This window comes from Bradyrhizobium sp. WSM1417, assembly GCF_000515415.1.
GTDB lineage: Bacteria > Pseudomonadota > Alphaproteobacteria > Rhizobiales > Xanthobacteraceae > Bradyrhizobium.
The window spans coordinates 6,218,396-6,241,357 of sequence record NZ_KI911783.1 but is presented as its reverse complement, the minus strand read 5'-3'; the positions used below and the strand labels follow the sequence as shown (position 1 = coordinate 6,241,357).

Genomic DNA, 22,962 nt, shown 5'->3' with positions numbered 1-22,962 from the left:
TCATGTCGCTTTCTGCGCGCTCACTTTGAATCTACACGACCCTCGCCGCCCTGAGAGCTACAATTTCGTCTTGATCAAAACCGAATTCTGCGAGCACTTTGTCGGTCTGCTCGCCGAATTCCGGCGGCCGCGCCACCATCCTGCTCGGCGTGCGCGACAGCGTCAGGGGCTGGCCGACCAGACGGATGTCGCGACCCTCGTCATTCGGCACCTCCTGCGCAATGCCGAGATGTTTGACCTGCTCGTCTTCGAACATCTGGTCGATGGCGTAGATCGGCCCGCAGGGCACGCCGGCCTCGTTGAGTTCACGGACCCAGGTCTCGGTGGACTTCGTCAAGGTACGCTTCTCGATCTCGGCATTGAGCGCGTCGCGGTTCTTGGAGCGGGCCGGCGCGGTCAGATAGTCGGGATGGCTGTAGAGTTCCGGCGCGCCGATCGCCTGCGCGCAGCGCTCCCAGATCCGGCCGCCCGTGGTGGCGATGTTGATGTAGCCGTCCGAGGTCTTGAACACGCCGGTCGGAATGCTGGTCGGGTGGTTGTTGCCGGCCTGCTTGGCCACTTCCTTTTCCATCAGCCAGCGTGCGGCCTGGAAGTCGAGCATGAAGATCTGGGCCTGCAGCAGCGACGTGTGCACCCACTGGCCCTTGCCAGAAACCTCGCGCTCCAGCAGTGCGGTGAGGATGCCCATGGCACAGAACAGACCGGCGGTGAGGTCGGCGACCGGAATGCCGACCCGCATCGGGCCTTCGCCCGGCGCGCCCGTGATCGACATCAGCCCGCCCATGCCTTGCGCGATCTGATCGAAGCCCGGCCGCTTGTGGTAGGGCCCGTCCTGGCCGAAGCCGGAGATGCTGCCGTAGACGATGCGTGGATTGATCCTGGCGAGGCCCTCATAGTCGATGCCCAGCTTCTTTTTCACGTCGGGACGGAAATTCTCCACCACAACGTCGGCCTTGGCAGCGAGGCGCTTGAACACGGCGAGCCCGCGCTCGTCCTTCAGGTTAAGCGTCATCGCCCGCTTGTTGCGATGCAAATTCTGGAAGTCGGAGCCCCGCCGCGGCCCGCCCGGCTGCTCGCCGCCGGCATCCGCGGTGAGCGCGTCGATCTTGATCACGTTGGCGCCCCAGTCCGCGAGCTGCCGCACGCAGGTGGGCCCGGACCGGACGCGGGTCAGATCGAGCACGGTGAAGCGTGACAGGGCTTCCGAGGCATGCGGAAAGGGCATCTTGATGGGCTCCGGGACAAATTGCGGGCCTACCATAGTGCCGAATGACCATGCGGCAAGACATCACGCGGCAGGTCAGGGCCGCGGGGATGCCGCCTGTCGAAGTGCAATGCCTGAGGGGCGCCCGCGAAGGATCAGCGCGCCAGCTGTTTCAGCTCGGCGCGCGCCTGCTCGGCCAGCGGGTCATCGCCGTGGCGCGCAATGAACAGCTCGAACGCCTCCCGCGTTCCCTTGCGACGGGCGGATTCGTACTCCTCCGCGACCGCAGCCGAGGGGTCGCGGGCGGTTGGAACGGAGGGCGCGCGCCCCGCGGTGCAGCCTTGTTTGCCGCTCCCATCCGCATTGGCTTCTCCGACCATGGCAGGCAGTCCTCCGAAAGGTAGATGGCCCGGCCCGGCAAGCGCCATCAGGGCGCCGAACAGACCGGCCGAGAATAGACCTCGTTTCATGATTTCACTCGCAACAAGTAAGTCGCCGGAACCGACATCCCTTGGTCTGGCCCGTATGACTACGGGATTTGATGGCTAACACGGCCTTACGGAAGGAGTCCGGACCGGTTCGCCCAAATTAAACCAAACGTTTAACTCTCAAGCTAGAATCACCTGACGCGCCCCGAATCGAACGGGGTTTGCTGCTTCGGAGATTCCCTTGGCCACCGCCGTCAACGTCAGTGCCACCAACAACGCCGAGATCGACGGCCTGCTTTCAGGCTATAAATGGACCGGCGCGATCACCTACAGCTTTCCGGACGCTGCAAACGACTACGCCAGTCCCTACAGCGGCGGCAGCAGTGAGCCGACGACCTCGGGTTTTGCCTCGGCGCCGAGTCAGATGCAGGCGGCGATCAATTACGCGATTGGACTGATCCTCGGCTACACCAATGCCAACATCCAGTACGCCGGGACGAACGGCGCCGACATCATGGTCGCGCAGTCGCCGGCGGCCAACCCGACGTCCTACGCCTATTACCCTGGCAACTACGCGTCCGGCGGCGATGTGTGGTTCGGAACCGGCTATAACTATTCGCTGGCTGCGCTCGGCAATTACTATTTCACGACTGCGTTGCACGAGCTCGGACACGCCCTTGGCTTGAAGCACAGTCAGGAGGCAGGCGGACCCGCCAATGTCGCGGTGCCGAGCGCGCATGATGACAGCGAATACACCGTCATGAGCTATCGCAGCTATGTCGGTGCTTCGACCACGAGCGGCTACACCAACGAAGCCTATGGATATCCGCAGACCTATATGGCCAACGATATCCTAGCGCTGCAGACGATGTACGGCGCCGACTACACCACCCAGGGCGGGACCACCGTCTATACATGGAGCTCCACCACCGGGCAGGAGTTCATCAACGGCGTTGGCCAGCCGGCCGACAATGGCGGTGCCGGTGGCTCGGCCAATCGCATCTACGAGACGATCTGGGATGGTGGCGGCGTCGATACCTACGACCTGTCGAACTACACGACGAACCTGAGCATCAACCTCAATCCAGGTGCGTCGTCTCTGTTCTCGTCGGTTCAACTCGCCAATCTCGGCAACGGCCATTACGCGTCGGGCAACGTCTACAATTCCTATCTCTACAACAACGACGCGCGGTCCTACATCGACAACGCCACGGGCGGGTCAGGCAACGACACGATCCTGGGCAACGCCATCGCCAACACGCTGAAGGGCGGTGGCGGAAATGACACGATCACCGGCGGGGGAGGGAACGACACAATCGATGGAGGCTCGGGCACCGACACGGCAGTCTATTCAGGCAACGAAGCCAACTACGCCATCTCCTACAATTCGATGACGCAGACTTTCACCATTGTGGACCAGCGTTCCGGCTCGCCCGATGGGACAGATACGGTGACGGGTGTGGAGAATTTTCAGTTCGGTGATGGCACCAGTACCCTTTCTGTGACTTCGTTTGACCCGGATAACATATTCATTGCTGACTTTAACGGCGACCAAAGAGCGGACCTTCTTCATCTTGTTGGCCAGACTGGCTTCATAGCACTGTCGACAGGGTCGGCTTTTTCCGCTGAAAGTCCATGGGGAACGGGGCTAACTTCTTCGGATGTTCGGGCTGATGCCAACGGAGACGGCAAGGCAGATCTCATACAGTTCTATAATGGTCGAGAAGTGGTTGCGTTGTCCGAAGGCAGCAAGTTCGGTCCGTGGGTGGACTGGGCCACAGGGGCGACTGCGACCGATAAGTTCGTGGACGTCAACGGCGATGGTAAGGTTGACCTCGTGCAGTTCTACGGCGGCCGAGAGGTCGTCGCCTTGTCCGACGGAACTAAGTTCGGACCTTGGCAGGGGTGGACAGGTGGCGCAACTGCGGCCGACAAGCTGGTCGACGTTAATGGGGACGGAAAAGCGGATCTCGCGCAGTTCTACAACGGTCAGGAGACCGTCGCTCTCTCGGACGGTACCAAGTTTCTTTCCTGGGCGAATTGGGCGAGTGGGACGACGGAAGCCGACAAGTTCGCGGACGTCAATGGTGATGGCAAGGCCGACCTCGTGCAGTGCTATAATGGGCGAGAGGTAGTTGCACTATCGGACGGCACGAAGTTTGGGCCGTGGCGTGACTGGACCGGCGGAGCAACCTCTAGTGACAAGTTCGTCGACGTCAATGGAGATGGCAAGGCGGACCTAGTGCAAATTTATAATGGGCGAGAGGTTGTGGCGACGTCAGACGGTACAAAATTCGGCCCTTGGAAAGACTGGGCCATCGGTGCCACTTCTGGCGATAAGTTCTCAGACCTTAATGGGGATGGCAAATTTGATCTACTTCAATTCAACAGAGGGACCGCGTATGTGGCGCTTTCGACAGGCTCTAATTTCTCCCCATGGGAAGATTGGGGAGCTCCGCCTCTCAACAACAGTCGCTCACCTGCATTAGCGGTATATCCACCGGCGGCTCCATACGATCACTCGAACCAAGACATCCATGATAGTCCACAAACAACAATAGTTTTTCGTTCGGATGCCCGACCTGATACGACGGTGCACTACCAGGCTGATAGTCACGTCGATCATCTCGTATCGAGCGACGGCTTCTTCCTTAGCTGAACGCCGAGCGCGGTGATAAACGGGCGGGCGATAATGAACGGAGTTCTTGTCGACTTTCCATCTTAAGTCAGAGTAAGTGTCGTTCTCGGGCGACGGGTTTTGAGGGCTTCAGGCGTAGGTGCCAGGTAGTAGCTGGCGGATGTGATTTGGATAGTCGTGGAGTCCCGGTCAGGATCTCGGCCAGATGGGCGAGCGGATCGACCTCGTTGAGTCTGCAGCTCACATCAGCGACGAGATTAGAGCCAGTGTTCAGCGTCGCCGTAGGATCGCGCAAACAGCGCGTGCGGGCCGAGATTGACAACACGGATTGATCGTTCGACCTCAGCGTTGTCGAGTTCGATGCCGCCATCTTCGCTGAAGTGCGTTCCAGGCCATTCGCGCGAACATCAACGGGAGGGTTACTATGAGGTGCCGGGACAACGCCAGTCAGCCTCGCTTAGGAAGCTGAGCGCAGCCAGGAAGACCTAAAAATGAGTTCGCGGATGCTCCTGCCGGTGCTGCATTGGCGGCAGGTGGCGATCGGAGAGGCACAACTTCGATACTTCAAGGGGTAACTGGAGGAGCAAGATGTTGTGGAGACGAGAACCAGATTCTCTTTCACGCGAAACATGCCACGAATATACAAGCATAACCAAGGATGATGGTCATGGTTTTCCATAGTTGCGGCGCGGATCTCGCCGAGAACATAGGCAAATTTCGGCGCGAGCTCGGCACAGGCCGGTGATGACCTTCGAACGGCTTGCGGCCGGTTGTCCTTAGGGCGATTGATCGATGGGATTGGAGTCTTACTGATCATCCATCACTTGGCGGAAACGGCATCCGGGTGTGGTTTGCTGAGCTTCGAAATCATACCACCGGCAGTGCCCACTCCAAGCACGTAGATCCAGCCCTCCACGTAGTCCGAAATGTGCGAATTGAAGAGCGAGTCGAAGATATTTTGGCTCACCACGATCATTCCGAGCCAGGAGATCCAGCGCGCTCCTGTGAACGTCATAAAGTGCACGATGCACATCCAGTACAGCAGGACCACTCCAATCAGGCCCCACTCGATGCCGAAATAGAGACTCTGGTTATGCGGATTCGCGACGATCTGCTCGTCGACTACCGTCTTTCCAGCTGCATCGCGCTCGAACATCGTGCGTATAGAGCCCGTGCCGTGACCAGCCAGTGGGGCAGTGCGGATGAACGTCAGCGCCTTGGACCAATACAGCAATCGTATACCTACGGAGGTCGGTTGGCCGTTTGTTGATGTGTATTGCTGCTGGAGACTTTCGATGCGCAACCGAAGATTCGAGGCAAGGCACCAGGTGAGTATCGCAACGGCAAAAGCCGCTAGGTACAGGAGGAGGGCGCGACGCCAGTCCAAATATCTGACGGTCGAAATCAACAGCAAGATAGGAAGCGAAATCAGCGAAGTTCGGGATGATGCCACAAAAGCGAGATTAAGCAGAAACGCGAGCGCCAAAGCGAGGAAGCCAAGCGCGAGATACGGTCGACGATCCCTCCACATCGTCGCGGCCAGAGCGGTGGCACCGAAAATGCAAAGCGTGAATTCGACGCCCTGCGTGATCCAGTTCTTGACGGGAACACCAACCGTTCTAACCGACAGGAGGATGGTCCGTGGCTCGAACCAGTTAAGCCATGACAGCGCAAGCAGAATTGTACACGAGGCGAGAAAGGCGAGGAGCACTTTCATTCCGCCTTCCGAGCGCTCGAAGTGATAAATAAGGAGCGGAATAGCCACTAGCTTCGTCATTGATCCTGTAGCATGAAACCGCGCCTCCCACGGAGCGTCGGCCCATGACATCCCGACCACTGCAAGGCTACACAATGAGATTGGGAGCCAGCAGGCGGGACGGCGGAGGTGCTTCAAAAAATGAGACATGTCGATTACGGTGGCGACCGCGATCAGCCAAAGTGTCGCAAAGATGCCAAAGATCGTTGTCGACCAAGGCAGGGACGCCGCCATCAAGATTGTAAGATAATCTACGATCCTAGATCGGTTTGAAATGCAGTTCCAATCGCGCCCTAGTCGATTCAAAGACTGCGTTTTTTGTGTCAGGCTCAACAAATTAAGGTCCAAGTAGGTGTTGAAGAGTTTGAGACGCTAAGGCAGTGTTATGAGGTGAGTCCACCCCGTAGACGGTCGATGAGCTGCGAGATTTCGAGATCAATCAATGCGAGGGCATTCACTGGTTCGCTGAGATCTACATCGTGAATGTTCCAGTAGTTGACGCGACTCTTCCACTCCGGAAACCGTGCATGAACCAACTCGCGATGTTCGGTCTCATCCAGCGCCACAACCATGTGCGCACGATGCAGGTCGTCTATTGTGCATGCTTTGGGGAGGCGATCCTTACCCCGAGGAAGGATGCCGCGGTCCTTGAGCGCACCTTGGGTATGCGGGGACAGGGGACCTACGTTCGAGGCGCCCCTTTCCAGTGCTAGGCCGCGCGAGTATGCGATCCAATCCAAGCCATTTAGCTTGGCGCAGTGATTGAACACCTCTTCCGCAAAGCGGCTTCGATAATAGTTCCCAGTGCATAAAAACAGAACGTGCCGCTTCATCGACTTGCCCAATTTAAGTTCAGAACCTCACAATCTTAGGACTATTGCAACTGGAACGAAAAGAGAACTTACCGATCAAGCCCGACGGATATCTGAACGCGACAGTTGTATTTGGTTGACCGGGCTTAGCGAACTTGGCATTTGAAGGCCGAAGAAGGAGCGGTCGCTTGCCCATTGCTGCCAATGTTCAACTGGGAGAAAGGACGCGGATTCCTTTACCAGATCTAGTAAATCTCTATGGATGTTGCATAGGAGACGACACGTTCATTGGTCCCTTCGTCGAAATTCAAGCGGGGGCGGTGATCGGCCGTCTCTGCAAGATTCAGTCTCATTCTTTCGTTTGTGAAGGCGTCGACATCGGGCATGAGGTTTTCGTCGGTCATGGCGTTGTGTTCACCAATGATCTTCTGCCCCGTGCTACAGACGAGTGCGGGCGGCGAATAACGGACGAGTGGGTGATGTCACGCACCTCGGTGGAGCTCCGCGCGTCAATCGGCAGCGGGGCTGTCATCCTGCCTGTCAGAATCGGGGCCTCTTCATTGATCGGCGCCGGCTCCGTCGTGACGAATGATGTCCCGCCATTCGCCATCGTGGCTGGAAACCCTGCGCGGGTGATCGGCGATATCCGCGATAAGCGCAATATACGCTAGCCATACTGGATAACTTGTGAAAGTACCTTTCAACGATTTGACATGGCAGTGGCGTCATATCGAAGAGGGCGTCAGGTCTGATTTTGACCGGGTGTTTGCCAGCAGCCAGTTCTCGTCGGGCCCGTTCGTCGAAGCCTTCGAGCGTCAGATCGCGGAATGGCTGGGGGTTCCGCACGCGATCGGCGTCAATTCCGGAACGTCGGCGCTTCATCTCGCGCTTCTCTCCGCCGGCGTAAGGAGCGGCGATGAGGTCCTGCTGCCTGCTCACACGTTTATCGGCAGCGCCTGGGGTATCCTGTACATTGGCGCAATCCCCGTCTTCTGCGATGTCGATGACGAGACCGGAACAATCGACGTCGAGGTCGCCCGTCGACTTGTAACTCCGCGGACGCGCGCCGTTGTTCCTGTCCATCTATACGGTCAGCCGGCGAACATGGATGCGGTTCTCAGCTTCGCCCTTGACTACGACCTGAAGGTGATCGAAGACGCCGCGCAGTCGATCGGAGCAACCTGGAACGGGCGTTCGACTGGCTCGCTGGGGGAATTGGGTTGCATCAGCTTCTATCCGGGCAAGAATCTCGGGGCCGCGGGCGAAGCCGGATTGATCGTGACCTCAGATGATAGATACGCGGGCCGCTTACGCTCCTTGCGCAATCATGCGCAGACCGATCGATATGTACATGCGGAACTCGGGTTCAACTATCGGATGGACGGGCTGCAAGCCGTCGTTCTGACGCACAAGCTGCCGCTGTTGTCCGCCTGGACGAAGCGGCGGACCGAACTCGCCAATCAGTATATTGCAAAGCTTGAGGGGCTCCCGCTCGAAATCCCGTCTGTTCGGCATCAGACGCACTGCTGGCATCTTTTCGTCGTGCGCACGCCGTCGCGAAATTTGCTCCGTGACGCGCTGTCGAAATCCGGGATCGAGACGGGCCTGCATTATCCGGTGCCATTGCACCGACAGCCCGCTATGTCGGCCTATGTGAAACCCGGTACAGCCTATCCCGTGTCCGACAGGTGGGCAGACGAAGGTCTTTCGTTGCCGTTGTTTGTCGGAATGACGGATGAGCAGCTTGATTACGTCGTCAAGACCGTCGCGACGTTCTATCGTTGATCCGGAACGCGGGCGGCCGCGATCCGCAGGAGATGATTTTATATGCCGATTTTGCCCGACGTCGTCATTGGCGGAGCGCCGCGTTCGGGCACGACGTTCCTGTGCGAAGTCCTCGACAAGCATCCCCGGGTGCATCTGGCGAAGCCGATCGCCCCGGAGCCGAAAGTTCTGCTGACGGGGCATCTGGATGGCGATGCCGGGATTCTAAAAAGGTACGATAACTATTTCGCCAATTCCGCGCCGAACTCGGTGAAGATCGAGAAGACCACCAACTATTTTGAGAATGAAGATGCGCGGGTGCGGTTCGCGCGATTGTTGCCAAAAACCAAGCTGATCATCTTGCTGCGTAATCCCGTCGATCGTGCTTATTCCAACTGGCTCTGGTCGCGAAAGAATGGTCTTGAGACGCTGGACTTCGAGGAAGCATTGAATCTCGAGGGCAAGCGGCCCAGTCCGCTGCCACCAGGAAGGGAAGCCGCACGGCCGTTCGACTACACCACGCGCGGGCGATATGGGAGCTTTGCGAGAGCCTGGATCGACGCCTTGGGCCGCGAGCGCATCGGGTTTTTCATTTTTGAAGATATCCTCAGCAGTCCGGAGCGCTTCGTTGCTGGTATCCAGGCATTTGCAGGGTTGGAACAACTGCCGTGGTCCGTTCTGCAGACAGGTCGCGTCAACGCGACGGAAGCCGATAAGCCCATCGATCCCCGAACCGCGGAGCGGCTTCGTGAGCATTTCGCTCCTGAAATCCGGGATTTTCACGATCTGACCGGCGTTGATGTCTCCGGTTGGGGAGTTTAGCTAGCTAACCTGACAGCCCTGTGGCCGCCGGCAGGCCCGTAGCGAACAGTTTGTCTGATATATATGCGGGATCTGCGCATCGCGCGCTGAGGTGGATGGCGGCACAATGACTATCGGAATTGGATTGGTGGGCTATGGCTACTGGGGACCAAACCTGCTTCGAAATTTTCGCAGCAATACGGATTGCCGCGTCATCGGAGTTGCCGATAAAAAGCTCGAGACCCGCGATCGCATCTCGGCCTCATCTCCCGATATCCGCACATTCCACGACCCTGAAACGCTCATCGCCCTTCCTGAGGTTGATGCAGTGGTCATAGCGACTCCTGTCGCAAGTCACTACGACATCGCGCGCCGTGCGCTCGATGCTGGAAAACATGTGCTGGTTGAGAAGCCGATGTGTGCAACGTCGGATGAGGCTCGCGATCTCGTCGAGCGGGCCAAGCGGAATTCTCTCGTTCTGATGGTCGACCACACGTTTCTGTTCACCGGCGCAGTCCAGATGATCAAGGAACTGGTTGCGCGTTCAGCGCTCGGTAAAGTCTGCTACTTCGATTCGTTGCGCGTGAACCTCGGTCTGTTCCAGCCGGACGTGAACTGCCTCTGGGATCTGGCGCCGCACGATCTTTCGATCATTAATCATCTAATCGATGACGAACTGATTGACGTCGAGGCCTCGGGCTATTGCCACGTGAATCAGGATGCGCCGGATATGGCGTATCTCACATTGCATTTCCGGAAGAACTGCATTGCGCATCTGAATCTGAGCTGGATGTCCCCGGTCAAGATCCGCCGCTTCACGATTGGCGGAACCGACAAGATGCTCGTGTGGGACGATCTTGACGAAGACCAGAAGATCAAGATCTACAGTTCCGGCATCCATTTTCAGCCTGAAGAGCAGCGCTCGATGATCATTCCGCAATACCGGATCGGCGATATCCATTCACCGCGGCTGCGGAAGATGGAGGCGCTCGTTGGCGTCACCCAGCACTTTGCCGACGTCATTAAGGGCAAGGCATCCTCCATCATGGATGGGAGCGAAGGATTGAAGATCGTGCGGACCCTGGAATTGGCCCAGGCGCGCCTGGACAGCAATTTGAAGCGCGTGCGGTCGCAGCGGGAAGAGCCGCGATGACGGCGCGAATTCTCGTAACCGGCGGCGCCGGATTCATTGGTAGTCACCTGGTCGATCAGCTTATCGAACAGGGAAGACCAGTAACCGTTCTGGACGATTTCTCTGTCGGCTCTGAAAGCAACCTCGTTGAGGCGAACGGAAATGGTGACGTTCGCATCCTGAGCGGGTCGGTGACAGATCCCCGGGCGGTGGCGGATGCGTTCGAGAACTGCGAGATAGTCTATCATCTTGCGACTCAATGTGTGCGCCGGTCTCTCACGCGCCCAATGGAATCTCACGATGTGAATGCGACCGGAACGATCACCCTTTTGGAGGAAGCGCGACGCCGCCGCATCGGTCGCTTCGTGTATTGCTCCAGCTCGGAGGTGTATGGCAATGCGTCACGCGCGGAGCTGCACGAAGACCTCACAGTCTGCTGCCCGATGACGGCTTACGGCGCGTCGAAGCTGGCGGGCGAGTTGTACACCGAAGCTTACCTGAGAACCTACGGGCTGCCTACGACCGTTGTGCGGCCCTTCAATGCATATGGCCCCCGGGCGTACCAGACTGGGGTTCGTGCCGAGGTATTGCCGCGCTTCGTCGGACGAGTTCTGAACGGGCTTCGCCCGGTTGTATTCGGCGATGGCACCAACGCGCGCGACTTTACCTATGTGACCGAAATCGCCCGTGGGATCAGGCTTGCTGGCGAAACGGATGCCGTCATCGGCCACCGCGTCAACATCGCCCGCGGGATGCCGGTCACGGTGAGTGACCTAGCCCGGGAAGTCCTGACGGCTCTCTCGCGAAATGATCTAACGATCGAATATCGTGGCGACCGCCCGGGCGATGTAGCTTATCTGCACGCCGACACCGTAAAGGCAAAGACCTTGCTCGGCTATCGTGCCGAAATCGAGCTTCGCGAGGGGGTGCGCGATTACATCGATTGGGTTCGCGGAACGATCGATCCGAAGGATCTGTTGGAAGAAAAGATCGAAAACTGGGTGATGGAAGGCGATGTCGATGTCGTCGTCTCCTGACGTTGCATTCAGCCAGCCTTGCTTCGGCCTCGAGGAAGAAGAGGCTGCGGCGCAGGCGATCCGTAGCCGATGGGTGGTTGGCGGACCCAGGCTGGCCGAGTTCGAGAACCGGTTTGCCGAAGCCTGCGGCGCCGAAGCTGCTGTCGGGGTTTCGTCGTGGACGACAGGAGCATTTCTGTTGCTGAAGGCGCTGGGAGTCGGTCCAGGCGATGAGGTCATCGTACCTTCTCTGACGTTTATCGCCTCCGTCAACGTCATCGTGCACGCGGGCGCCACGCCCGTTTTCGCGGATATTGATCCGGTGACATTCAATATCGATCCGGATGACGCTGAGCGGAAGATCACGCCAAAGACGCATGCCATTCTGCCGGTCGATCAGGTAGGTTTGCCTTGCGATATCGACCGCTTCCAGGCGCTCGCGGCGGCCAACAACCTTATCCTTATTCAGGACGCCGCCTGTTCGTTCGGGAGCAAATTCCGCGGGGCACCGGTCGGCTCGCAGGCGCCGCATTCGGTTTTCAGCCTTCATGCCCGAAAAGTAATTACGACTGGCGAGGGTGGCATGATTGTCACCAAAGATGGCGAGCTCTCGGCGAAATTGCGCCGCTTGCGCCATCAGGGGATGTCGCTCAGCGATTATCAGCGGCATGCGAGTTCGCCGACCACGTTCGAATCCTATCCGGAGATCGGCTATAATTTTCGCATTACGGACATTCAGGCTGCGGTCGGAGTCGCGCAGATCGGGAAACTCGATGCCTTTCTTGCGCGCCGCCGTGCGATTGCACAGGCGTACCTCGATGGTTTGAAGAATCACGCGGTCGTCGTCGCGCCGACCGTACCGCAGCATGTCACGCCCAACTGGCAATCGTTCCAGGTCAGGGTGCGCGACGGCCAGTTATCGACGAGAAATGCGCTAATGGAGCACTTCTATCGGCATGGCGTGGCGACGCGTCGTGGTGTAATGGCCTCGCACCTTGAAGAACCCTATCGTCATATGAATGCCAAGCTGCCGCATACAGAAGCCGTGGCTTCGTCGTCGCTGCAGTTGCCGATTTTCCCCGGCATGACGAATGCGGACGTGGAACGGGTTCTCGAAGTCCTCTCGTTTTTCGCGGATTGAGGTCGCGATCGCGGCGCGTGTGTTCGGTGCCGACGGTTTAGTTTTCACCTGCCGACATCTGTCGCTTGAAAACCAGCAGGCGATGGATTGGCTTGAGGATTGTTGCCCGCGGCCAGTTTGAATCTTCCACCAGATCGAGGCCTGCCATTTGCATTTGCCTAATCCATTGCGGTCCGTGCAGACGTTCAGGGATGATCCGCAGATAACGAACGCGTTCCGCGATGATATGCGCGGGCTCAGTCGGATGGATTGTCCGAGCGATTTTGACGGCAAGGGAGTCGGCGGCCGGCGGCATCGCCCGCCACAGACGTCGCTGACCGATCAGTATCCGGTTCGTCAAATTATCCTGCGGCATTGTTGCGATAAGGAGGCCGCCCGGAGCCAGATCCGCCGCAAGCTTGGCGGCAAGCCCATCATGATCATCGGCGATGAGGTGGAGCACACTTTCCGCCAGGATGACGCCGAACGTTTCGAACTGAGCTCGTAAATAATCAGCAGCCTCGAATGTTACACTCTCAAGGCCGTAGGGGTCGGCTTTGGCGCGCGCAACAGCGGCCTGGATGTTGAGAGGCGAGATATCGATGCCGGTCAGGGATGCGCGGGGTCTGTATCGGCGAACCGCGAGAAGGAGATCGCCGGCCCCGCACCCGAGATCCAGAACGCGAAGCGCGTCGCTCTCAGGCATGCGCGCAAGCGCGGCATCGAGGAACAGGCGAATGCTATCCTTGCGCCCGGAGAAGGCCGCCTTTTCAAACGGTCGGCCCGCTTCGCCGGTCACGCGGATTGCCGATCCAGGCGTTCGACGAGATCGATCGGCCGCAGGAATTCGAAGCTGTCATCGGCCGCGACTGTCTCGATGAAGTCCCGATAGATCTTGAGCATCGGCGAATTTCCGGAAAAGCCGCGCTCGCAGTGCGTCAGGAGGCATACGATGCCGCCGCTGCTGGCGATCAGGTGAGCGGCTCTGATCCATGTCGACAGGATCCGGGCAGGGCTATAGCCAAGGAATTGCAAGCTGCCGTCGCGCGGCATCGAGAGCGGAAGCTCCCACATAGTGCCGATCTTCCAGGGACGGGCGCTGGCGCACCCGTTGTTGGGAACCGGAAACAGCCCGCCGGACGTCGGAATGCTGCTGTCATAGCGATAGTGCGACGCAAGCTCCTCGATCATGACCTTCGTGCGCACCAGCGATGGGGCGCGATACCCGGCTGTTTTGAATTCAGCTCCGACCTGTGCACCGGCTGCGAGGCGCGCGTGCCGTTCTGCCGCAGGCGCGAAGGGCGTCCGGTTCGAATGATCGTAGCCATGAATGCCGATTTCATGACCGCGACTGTCAATCTCCGAGGTTAGGCGTCTGTCGATCGGCCAGGCGCAGGGCACGATATAGTTAGCCGAGTGTGCGCCGCTGGCTTCTTCGATCGGCAGGAACCATTTGACCAGATTGGTCAGTCCTTCCGCGCTATCGATGTCGTGGGTGAGCAGAACCGGCGTTCGCGCCGGCCTTGGAAACGGCACGCCACCGAGATCTGCCGCGGCATCCGCCGAAAGGTCCACCGGCCAGCCCGGGAAACTGGCCCACCGGGATTGCCGATAGCGCTGCATCCGTCCGATGCCGCGCCCGATGGCGCGGCGGAGTGGCCCCGGAATAGTTCGATAGTTCACCGGCAGCCGTGCCGATGCCGGCGGCCTCGACAGGTAGGCATTACGTTCCCGGAGGTGCACCGCGCTGGCCTGCGCTTGCGCCTGCACGGTGAAGTCGCTCCAGTCGACGTGGCCATGGCCGATCAGCGCGGCCATCTGGGCCGGCAACATGATATCGAGCCCGTCGGCCCAGGACGCCGCCGCCGGTAGGTCCTGGCCGCTTAGCCGTACCTTGGTCAGCGAGGTCTCAGACATCGCCTGCCGGCCTTATCGGTGACGGCTTGGTTCGCTTCGAAACGAAATAGAGCGGGCGCTTCTTTGTCTCGATGAAGATGCGATAGAGATATTCGGCAAGCATGCCGACCATCATGAACAGCAATCCGAACAGCACGGTCATCATGGTCATGATTCCGGTCCAGCCGGGTTCCACGTCGGTGATCGACCAGCTTATCAAGAGATAGAGCAGGAACAGTATGCTGCCAGTGAAGACGCTGAAGCCGAGCATCGCAACGAACTTCGCAGGAACTGGCGAGAAGCCGATAAAGACGTCGTAGGCCGTGTTCAGCATCTGACCGAACGACCATCGCGTGGTGCCGTGGACGCGCGCTTTCCGATCGTAAGGAACTGTCGCCTGATTGAAACCCGTCCAGGCGACGAGCGCGAACGTGACGCGGTTATGTTCACGATATAGCAGAAAGCAGTCGAACGCGGTGCGATCCAACAGGAGGAAGCTGCCGGTTCTGAACCTCGAGTTCTTCGGCATCGCATAGCGCTTTAGCACGTAGTTCAGGATATGCGACGCGGTTTTGCGCGGCCAGCTATCGGCCCGTTCGCGGCGTGCGCCCCAGACGATGTCGGCGCCGTTGCGCCACTCCCGGATGAAATCGAGAACTGTTTCGGGGGAATCCTGCAGGTCGCAAGCCAGCGTGGCCACAATGTCCTGATCCGGCTCGACATGATCGAAGCCAGCCGTCAGTGCGTAATGGGCGCCGAAATTCCGCGACAGTCGAACCCCGGAAAAACGAGGTGATGTCCGGGCCAGCGCTTCGATCCTGGCCCAACTGTCGTCGGATGATCCATCGTCGACGAAAATCACGCGGCCGTCGATGTCGCGATCGGCGAAGATCACCCGGTTGACCGCCTCGGCGCACGCTTCGATATTCGGCGATTCATTGAATACCGGAGTAATCAAGGTCAGCCGCGCTGGACGTGGTCTCTCGCTGGTCATCTCGAACCGTACGGAATGTGCCTGCTGGCCTCTGGAATGAACCTCTGCTTAACTTTCATCCCGGACCAAGTCCATGGCCGGAAGGGCATAGTTGTGGACTAGACGCTCTTGATCCGGGGGAGCAGCCATGCTGCGACGCGAGAGGCGGCATCGGTCGCTTCCTCAGTATCCCTGATGTGAATGTCCGGCTTTTCCGGAGGTTCGTAGGGCGAATCGACACCCGTAAAGTTCTTGATCTTGCCGGCAAGGGCCGCCGCGTAGAGCCCTTTCGGGTCGCGCCGGATGCATTCCTCGAGCGGCGTATCGACGAATATCTCAAGGAATTCGTCTGCGCCGACCAACTCGCGCAAGCTGTCCCGCTCGGCCCGGAACGGTGAAATGAAGCAGCAAATGACGATCAGCCCGGCGTTCAGCAGAAGCTTGGCGACCTCTCCGACGCGTCGGATGTTTTCAACGCGGTCGGCGTCGGTGAACCCGAGGTCGCGGTTGAGGCCGTGACGGATGTTGTCGCCGTCGAGAAGGAACGTGTGATAGCCGCGATCGTGAAGCGTCTTCTCGAGCTGATTGGCGATCGTGGATTTGCCGGAACCCGACAATCCCGTGAACCAAAGGATGGTGGGTTTTTGCTGTTTCAGCGCCGCATGTTGCGTCTTGCTGATCAGGTGATCATGATGGTGAATGTTGGTGGCGCGGCGAAGCGGAAAAGATATCATGCCGGCGCCGGCCGTGGTGTTGGTGAACCGGTCGATCAGGATGAATGATCCCGTGCGCCGGTTGTCCGCGTAGGGATCAAAGACCAGCGGCGCCGATGTCGCGATATTGCAGATTCCGATTTCGTTGAGGCTCAACGTCCGGGCGGCCCTCTGGTCGAGCGTGTTGACGTCGACCTGATGCTTCAGCGTCGTGATCCGCGCCGGAATCTTTTGGGTGCCGGATTTCAGGAGATAGGATCGTCCCGGCAGCATCGGATTGTCATCCATCCAGATCAGCTTGCACGCGAATTGATCAGCGACTGCTGGCCTGTTCTGAGGGTCGACCAAAACGTCCCCGCGCGCGATATCGATTTCGTCGCCAAGCACGAGCGTGACCGAGTCGCCTGCCTTGGCCTGCTCACGTTCGCCGTCGAACGTGACGATCTTTGAGACGACGGTTTTGCGTCCCGATCTCGCCACGACGACGTCGTCGCCACGGCTCACCGATCCGCTCGCCACGGTGCCGGCATAGCCGCGGAAATCCGAATGCGGGCGGCTTACAAGCTGGACCGGAAACCGGAACGGCTGGACGTCGGCATGCGCGGAGACATCGACATGTTCAAGATGGTCCACGAGGGTGGGACCTTCATACCATCGGGTCAACGGCGAACGGCTGACGACATTCACGCCGAAACGGCCGGATATCGGAATCGCCGCGACCGAGCGAAACTCCAGGGGCTGGGCGAACGTACGATAGGCTTCGACGATCCGGTCGAATGCCTCTTGCGAATAGCCGACGAGGTCCATCTTGTTGACGGCGAGAACGACGTGCCGGATGCCGAGCAGTGCGCAGATGAAACTGTGCCGTTTTGTCTGGGTGAGGAGGCCTTTGCGGGCATCGACCAAAATGATCGCAAGATCGGCGGTCGAGGCGCCGGTCGCCATATTGCGCGTATATTGTTCGTGCCCCGGCGTATCCGCGACAATGAAGCTGCGGTTTCGGGTCGTGAAAAACCGGTAGGCGACGTCGATCGTGATGCCCTGTTCACGCTCCGCTTCGAGGCCATCGAGAAGCAGCGCGAGATCGACGTCCTCTCCATTCGTTCCATGGCGGGCCGAGTCTCGCTCGACGGCGGACAACTGATCCTGAAAGATCGATTGCGAATCGAGAAGAAGGCGGCCGATCAGGGTCGATTTGCCGTCATCGACCGATCCGCAGGTCAGAAGGCGGAGCAGTCCGCCTTCGCGCGTCGGTTCGCGATCGAATGTCTCGTTGGAAGGCCCGGTAATCAGAAGTACCCCTCTCGCTTCTTCCGTTCCATCGATGCTGCCTCATCATAGTCGATCAGGCGTCCTTGACGCTCCGACATCGCCGAGGTCTGCATTTCCAAAATGATCTCGTCGACGTTCACAGCTCGCGATTCCATTGCGCCAGTGAGCGGATAGCATCCAAGAGTCCGAAATCGAACGGGCATCATGTCAGGCGTTTCGCCTAAATTTAAGGGCATGCGTTCGTCGTCTCGCATGATGAGAGCGCCCGAGCGATGGAGTATGGGTCTTACGCGGGAGAAGTATAGCGGTACAACCGGGATTTTTTCCAGCTTGATGTAAGTCCAGACATCCAGCTCGGTCCAGTTTGACAAGGGAAAAATCCTGAGCGATTCCCCATCCTTAAGTCTCGTATTGTATAGATTCCAGAGTTCGGGACGTTGGTTGCGGGGATCCCACGCATGAGAAGTGTTGCGGAACGAAAATACCCGTTCCTTGGCGCGGCTTTTTTCTTCGTCGCGGCGGGCGCCGCCGAAAGCAGCGTCGAACTTCCACTTGTCAAAGGCTTGGCGCAAACCTTCCGTGCACATGACCTGCGCATGCGTGCTTGCACCGGAAGCGATGGGATTTATGCCGCGTCGCAAGCCATCTTCGTTGGTATGGACCCTCAGTTCGATACCAAGCGCGATCGCTATTAGATCGCGGAATGTAATCATGTCCTGAAAGTCCCAGGTCGTTGCGATATGAAGAAAGGGAAACGGCGGCTTGTCCGGGAAGAAGGCTTTTAGAGCGAGGTGAAGCATCACCGTCGAGTCCTTGCCGATGGAATACAGGAAGACAGGGTTGGCCATTTCGGCAATGACTTCGCGCATGATCTCGATCGACTCCGCTTCCAGCCGCCGGAGGTGCGAAGTGAGATTGCGACCGCGCGGTGCATCTGCATCTTGTCTCGCATAGTTGAAGATCAGATCCTCAAGCGGCGTCTCCGCGGTTTGAGTGTGCTCTCGCACCGTCGTCACAGGGGGCATGGCGTTTGACTTCTTGTCTTGCGTGTCACGGTGAAAATTGTCGGCGCAATTCCCAGCATGGACGGTCGTCCGACGAACGGAAAATCCAGAAACTTAATTGGAAAAAAGATCAAACAGAAAGTGAGGTAAAGAAAAGCCTTTGGGCGCTCGTTGCCGAGCGAGAAAATCACGGCAAAAAGTTCGGTCAATAGCAGAGTAAGTAGGGTAAAGGGTCCCGTTGCGTTACGTTGCTCAAGCAGCTCAAAACCTGGAAAGAGAGTGGCGGCGCCGATATGGGTGAGCCGCTGATAATCATGTGGGGATGCGTGAAACGGAAACATGAAAGGGATCAGGTGCGCGGCCAAACCGTTCTTGCGCGTCGCTCGCGCAAGATTCTTGCAAATCTGCGTCAGTCGGGGGACGTGCTCAAGAACGGACCGCGATATGAAAGCGTCGACGGATTCATCCCGGAACGGCAGGCTGCTCAGATCGCAGACAATGTCCGTCGCTACGTAATCGAACAGATCGATAGTAACGATCCGCTGATCTATACGGTGATTGCCGGCTCCGATATCGATGACGAGCTGTTTGTCCGGCTCTACGAACCGCAGAACGGCGGCCCGATAGTTGAACGGAAACGTCGGCGCGAACACTGCAATGCCCACAGAGTAGTAGGCCTTCCCAAGGGCCTTCTTGAGCCGGTACTTGACGCTGTCAAGTTCGTCGGTCGCATTGGGAACCTCGATGAAGTAAATTTTTCCGTCCCTGACGGGATACTCTGCGGAGCATGAAGAGCAGCGCAGGAAAGAAGGGAAGTCGAGGAGATCCGCGCGACATGCAGGACAGCAGAGTGCTCCACGCACCTTTGCTAGTCGGGCATTCCGTTGGCTGTCTGCCGTACCTGTCAATCGCAACACGTTCAATTTCACTGTTTGGTAAGCTGCCGTCGCTTCGACTGATGCGTTCGGAGTAAGTTGCCCCGGATACCATAAAATCCTGCCGTGTGGAACATTTTGCAATTTGTTGCATTCCGGCCTAATCAGAGCCCAGATTGCTGTCGCCGGCCGGGGCGGAGCCAATTGCGACAGGGATGCTGCGTGGGTTCGAAGTCAGATATCATCAAAGTACAGCGGGCCTGGAACTGGTGGCGCATTGCTGGATGTATCTTTGCAGCACTGACTCTCGTCCTCTTTGCAGCATTGCTAATGCGGGGGCTTGATCTGACCGACGAAGGTTTTTACCTGAACTGGACCAAGCATCCCTGGGAATACACTTTTTTTCTCACTGCGACCGGGTTTTTCTTTCATCCTCTCGCGCTAATTTTTCCAGACGACATCGTCGCGTGGCGCTTAGTCGCGGGCGTGATGGTCTTGGGATCTGGCTTTGTTTTCGGTTGCGGCGTCGGATCTTATGCGTACAGGTTGCTACCCAAGGGCCCGAATCTGCCGGTGTCTGCTCTGTTTTTTCTGTCGATCGTCGCGCTTTTTTTTTACAGCTGGTGGCTGCCTTCGCCTGGATACAATCTCCTGAATTTTGCAGGATGCCTGTTGTTCGCGTCCGGTTTGTTGTTTAGCGTCGGCGCTGCTGGCCGCAGTTATAGCCCTCGCATGTTGTCGAGTGCTGCCTTAACCAGCTTCGGCGCGATTGCGATCTGGATGGCAAGGCCTTCGACTGTCTTCCCAATGGCGCTGTTCGCCATGGTTTTTCTGGCTGTTCATAAGCGGCGCGAAGCTTTTGTGTCGGTGATGTGGGCGGCCTTCCTGACCTTCATTTTCAGCGCGGCGATCGCGCACGTGATTGGCGGGTCTTTCCAAGGTTTGATCGCGCGCTACGGCCTGGGTTTTGACCTAATTAGTCTGTTGAGGCCTCCGTTCTTGCCTTCGGTCAAGGATCAGTTTTGGTACACGTTTTCGTATTTCGACTGGGCTTTCTTTCTCGGTGCGACCGCAATTGCTGTTGTGGTCGTTCAATTGGGAGGCATGAACAAAGCGGGGCCATTCGTCCATCTGTTCGTCGCGCTTGCTCTCATTGCAGTCTCCATCTGCATCGGAGTAACAATTGCTGCTGACGAGGGTAATCGATCGGTCGCGCGCCTAATACCTTTGACTACGGTCATCGCGGTTCTGGCGGCCTACATCCTTCGAACATCGAAGGCCAATCTCGCTTTCATCACCGTTCTTTTTCTAATTTCGATGCTTGTCTGGCAGGGCTTATCGTCTGTTCTAGCGATGGTGATTTTGGCCAGTTCGCTGCTAGCTTTAATCGGCCGATCCCTCTATGATGACGCCAGAGCGGCAGCGTGCTGGACGGCGCTGCTGCTTTGTTGGATTCCGATCGCCTTCGGATTTGGAAGCGGAAACGCGATTGATCTAATGAGCGGGCTTGCTTCGGTGTTCTGGATCGGAGCTGCATTCCTAATAGCAATCGCTCTGTTTCCGACTACGTATGCTCGACTCGTCGAATGGATAGGGGTGGGATACGTTTTCGCCACGTTTGCGGCACTGGTCGGCGCGGCATCGCACCCCTATCGTTTGATGCATCCGCTGTGGGAGCAAAGTGAGTGCGTTTCTATCAGACATTCAAGTCTCCCGATCTGTCTCGACCCCGCCTCCGCTAGCTATTTCCAACGAATTGAAAAGGCAGCGATTGCGTCGGGCTTTGAAAGGTTGACACCGATCATCGACCTGACGGGAACCGCTCCCACTACAATATTCGTTTTAGACGGATTGCCGATCGGCTCCGCTTGGCTGTTGGGTGGTTATCCTAACAGTGAAGAATTCACGAGACGGGCGCTTGAAACTGTGCCGCGCGATCAACTCAGTGGCGCATGGGTATTAACAGCTCCAAAGGGCCATCGGTCGATTCCCGACACGGTCATGAGAGCCCTGGGCCTGAACTTTCCGTCCGCCTATACGGAGGTAGTGGAGAGCCACACAGAATACGAAGATGAAACTCATATTCTCTGGAAGCCGATCCTCAAATAGATTTGCATCGGCCGTCGAATTACGTTGATGGCCAAAACTTACATTAGGGTTCCTTGTAGCAACGATCTTCCGGTCGCGGCGACCGACACCGCGAATTTAGCAATCCTCCGTAGGTGATTTTACATGCGAATATGGTTAGTCAACACAGGAGAGGAAATACCCTCGGATGCCGGTAAGCCGCGTCTCCTGAGAACCGGTATTATGGCGGAACGATTGGCTCTCCGTGGGCACGAAGTGACATGGTGGAATTCCACGGTCAATCACCAGAGAAAGGAGCAACGCGCTTCGACAACGTCGATTGCGGACAGACCGGAAGGTTACAAGTTAGTGCTGCTGTACGGTCGACTCTACCCAAAGAATGTCTCATTCGGTCGTATCGTAAGTCAAATTCAGAATGCTCGCGAATTCGCTCGCCTTGCGCCGACGCTGCCGTGTCCTGACATCATTCTTTGCGGATATCCTCCAATCGAACTGGCCGAAGCCGCTGTTCGGTTTGCCGTATCGCAAAATATTCCTATCGCTATCGACTTCAGAGATATGTGGCCGGACATCATCGCCGATCACACGTCCGGCCTTACCCGCCTTGCGGCGATTCCGGCTTTGGCCTATTGGAACCGTTCGCTTCGCTATACCGTTCGGAATGCGACTGCGGTTCTCGGTGTGACTGATGGCTTCGTGGATTGGGCGTTGCAGCGAGGCAGTCGTCGGCGCGGCCCCCTCGATCGAGCCTTTCACCTAGCAATCAATCCAACTCCGCCGGCGAAGTCGGATATCCGCGATGCAGAACGGTTCTGGGATGAGATGGGCATTGCATCCAGCAGTGACCATATCATTGGATGTTTCGCCGGGACACTAAGTCATCGGCTGGACCTGAAAACTTTGGTACAGGGGGCGGTCCAGCTTCCGGTGGCCGAAAAGCAAAGGGCGAAACTCGTCATTTGCGGTAAGGGGGATCAGGACGAGGAATTGCGCAGATTGGGCCGGAACGAAAAGCACATCGTTTTCGCAGGCTGGAGAACAGCCGCCGAAATCCATGTCCTACTGCGGCGGTGCCACTATGGTATCGTACCCTATTTTTCGACGGCAGATTTTGTCGTGCATTATCCTAACAAGGTGGGTGAGTACCTCGGTGCAGGGCTGCCGATCATGACCGGTCTAACGGGGCTGGTCCGTTCGCTGTTGGAGATGCGCGGTTTGGGGTACTTCTACAGTGAGGGCGATGAGACTTCGGTCGCCAAGTGCTTGCAACTTATATCGGCCGACCGTCTTTCCTTCGGGATGAAAAAACAGAAGGCGCTAGAGGTTTACAAAGAACTCTTCGATCCTGAAAGAATCTACGACAGCTTTTGCCTGCATCTTGAGCACATTGCCGCTACGGCGTCCCCTCAGAAGGATGTTGCGTCCCATCGTCCGATGGCTTTATAGGCTATTCCACAGACGATTTATGTT

19 protein-coding genes are annotated in these 22,962 nt (G+C 57.8%); 9 read left to right on the top strand and 10 right to left on the bottom strand.

From position 1 onward, the window contains the following. Positions 1-31: 31 nt before the first annotated feature. Together BRA1417_RS0130705 and BRA1417_RS0130700 are read right to left on the bottom strand one after the other, a co-directional pair. Positions 32-1,225, bottom strand: coding sequence for a CaiB/BaiF CoA-transferase family protein (locus BRA1417_RS0130705; protein ID WP_027519064.1), 1,194 nt, complete (start codon positions 1,223-1,225; stop codon positions 32-34). Positions 1,226-1,359: 134 nt separating this feature from the next. Next, complete coding sequence (locus tag BRA1417_RS0130700; RefSeq protein ID WP_027519063.1) at positions 1,360-1,674, bottom strand: hypothetical protein; 315 nt, start codon at positions 1,672-1,674, stop codon at positions 1,360-1,362. Between the two features lie 199 nt (positions 1,675-1,873). On the opposite strand from BRA1417_RS0130700, the gene BRA1417_RS43105 reads away from it, so the two are divergent. Further along, positions 1,874-4,291 carry an FG-GAP-like repeat-containing protein gene (locus BRA1417_RS43105; protein WP_156948992.1) on the top strand — a complete coding sequence of 806 codons (2,418 nt, stop codon included), beginning with the start codon at positions 1,874-1,876 and terminating at the stop codon, positions 4,289-4,291. A gap of 799 nt (positions 4,292-5,090) precedes the next feature. Here the strand turns inward: BRA1417_RS43105 and BRA1417_RS0130690 are convergent. Continuing rightward, a complete protein-coding gene (locus BRA1417_RS0130690; protein ID WP_245286287.1) occupies positions 5,091-5,987 on the bottom strand; it encodes an O-antigen ligase in 897 nt (298 codons plus the stop codon). Positions 5,988-6,409: 422 nt separating this feature from the next. Further along, positions 6,410-6,859 (bottom strand): low molecular weight phosphatase family protein, encoded by a 450-nt coding sequence (locus BRA1417_RS0130685; RefSeq protein WP_027519061.1) that lies wholly within the window; start codon positions 6,857-6,859, stop codon positions 6,410-6,412. Between the two features lie 167 nt (positions 6,860-7,026). On the opposite strand from BRA1417_RS0130685, the gene BRA1417_RS0130680 reads away from it, so the two are divergent. From BRA1417_RS0130680 to BRA1417_RS0130655, 6 genes are all read left to right on the top strand, one after another. Further along, complete coding sequence (locus tag BRA1417_RS0130680) at positions 7,027-7,509, top strand: acyltransferase (protein WP_027519060.1); 483 nt, start codon at positions 7,027-7,029, stop codon at positions 7,507-7,509. A 16-nt stretch (positions 7,510-7,525) separates the two neighbouring features. Next, a complete protein-coding gene (locus BRA1417_RS0130675) occupies positions 7,526-8,623 on the top strand; it encodes a DegT/DnrJ/EryC1/StrS aminotransferase family protein (RefSeq protein ID WP_027519059.1) in 1,098 nt (365 codons plus the stop codon). A 42-nt stretch (positions 8,624-8,665) separates the two neighbouring features. Then, complete coding sequence (locus tag BRA1417_RS41855; RefSeq protein WP_051448400.1) at positions 8,666-9,424, top strand: sulfotransferase; 759 nt, start codon at positions 8,666-8,668, stop codon at positions 9,422-9,424. Between the two features lie 106 nt (positions 9,425-9,530). Next, positions 9,531-10,556: a Gfo/Idh/MocA family protein gene (locus BRA1417_RS0130665; protein WP_035968903.1), complete on the top strand. Its 1,026-nt coding sequence runs from the start codon at positions 9,531-9,533 to the stop codon at positions 10,554-10,556. Then, positions 10,553-11,572, top strand: coding sequence for an NAD-dependent epimerase/dehydratase family protein (locus BRA1417_RS0130660; protein WP_027519057.1), 1,020 nt, complete (start codon positions 10,553-10,555; stop codon positions 11,570-11,572). The genes BRA1417_RS0130665 and BRA1417_RS0130660 overlap by 4 nt, the downstream gene beginning before the upstream one ends. Continuing rightward, positions 11,550-12,692, top strand: a complete 1,143-nt coding sequence (locus BRA1417_RS0130655; RefSeq protein ID WP_051448399.1) for a DegT/DnrJ/EryC1/StrS aminotransferase family protein — start codon at positions 11,550-11,552, stop codon at positions 12,690-12,692. The genes BRA1417_RS0130660 and BRA1417_RS0130655 overlap by 23 nt, the downstream gene beginning before the upstream one ends. 37 nt (positions 12,693-12,729) lie before the next feature. On the opposite strand, the gene BRA1417_RS41850 is transcribed toward BRA1417_RS0130655, so the two are convergent. The 6 genes from BRA1417_RS41850 to BRA1417_RS0130625 form a co-directional block, all read right to left on the bottom strand. After that, positions 12,730-13,470, bottom strand: a complete 741-nt coding sequence (locus tag BRA1417_RS41850; RefSeq protein ID WP_027519055.1) for a trans-aconitate 2-methyltransferase — start codon at positions 13,468-13,470, stop codon at positions 12,730-12,732. Continuing rightward, the gene (locus BRA1417_RS0130645; RefSeq protein WP_156948991.1) at positions 13,467-14,489 is read right to left on the bottom strand and encodes a hypothetical protein; all 1,023 of its coding nucleotides are present in this window, start codon (positions 14,487-14,489) and stop codon (positions 13,467-13,469) included. Before BRA1417_RS0130645 ends, BRA1417_RS41850 begins: the two co-directional genes overlap by 4 nt. Positions 14,490-14,580: 91 nt before the next feature. After that, positions 14,581-15,561, bottom strand: coding sequence for a glycosyltransferase family 2 protein (locus tag BRA1417_RS0130640; protein ID WP_027519053.1), 981 nt, complete (start codon positions 15,559-15,561; stop codon positions 14,581-14,583). A gap of 98 nt (positions 15,562-15,659) precedes the next feature. Beyond that, positions 15,660-17,546 carry a sulfate adenylyltransferase subunit CysN gene (gene cysN / locus BRA1417_RS41050; protein ID WP_156948990.1) on the bottom strand — a complete coding sequence of 629 codons (1,887 nt, stop codon included), beginning with the start codon at positions 17,544-17,546 and terminating at the stop codon, positions 15,660-15,662. Continuing rightward, on the bottom strand, positions 17,543-18,394 hold the full coding sequence (gene cysD / locus BRA1417_RS0130630; protein WP_051448512.1) for a sulfate adenylyltransferase subunit CysD: 852 nt from the start codon (positions 18,392-18,394) through the stop codon (positions 17,543-17,545). Before cysD ends, cysN begins: the two co-directional genes overlap by 4 nt. Before the next feature lie 143 nt (positions 18,395-18,537). Continuing rightward, entirely contained in the window at positions 18,538-19,548 is a 1,011-nt protein-coding gene (locus tag BRA1417_RS0130625) for a methyltransferase domain-containing protein (RefSeq protein ID WP_198034871.1), read from the bottom strand. 78 nt (positions 19,549-19,626) lie between these two features. Here BRA1417_RS0130625 and BRA1417_RS0130620 point away from each other — a divergent pair, with 78 nt between their 5' ends. Together BRA1417_RS0130620 and BRA1417_RS0130615 are read left to right on the top strand one after the other, a co-directional pair. After that, positions 19,627-21,513: a hypothetical protein gene (locus BRA1417_RS0130620; RefSeq protein WP_156948989.1), complete on the top strand. Its 1,887-nt coding sequence runs from the start codon at positions 19,627-19,629 to the stop codon at positions 21,511-21,513. Between the two features lie 201 nt (positions 21,514-21,714). Beyond that, on the top strand, positions 21,715-22,938 hold the full coding sequence (locus tag BRA1417_RS0130615; RefSeq protein ID WP_198034870.1) for a glycosyltransferase: 1,224 nt from the start codon (positions 21,715-21,717) through the stop codon (positions 22,936-22,938). The last annotated feature ends 24 nt before the right edge of the window (positions 22,939-22,962 follow it).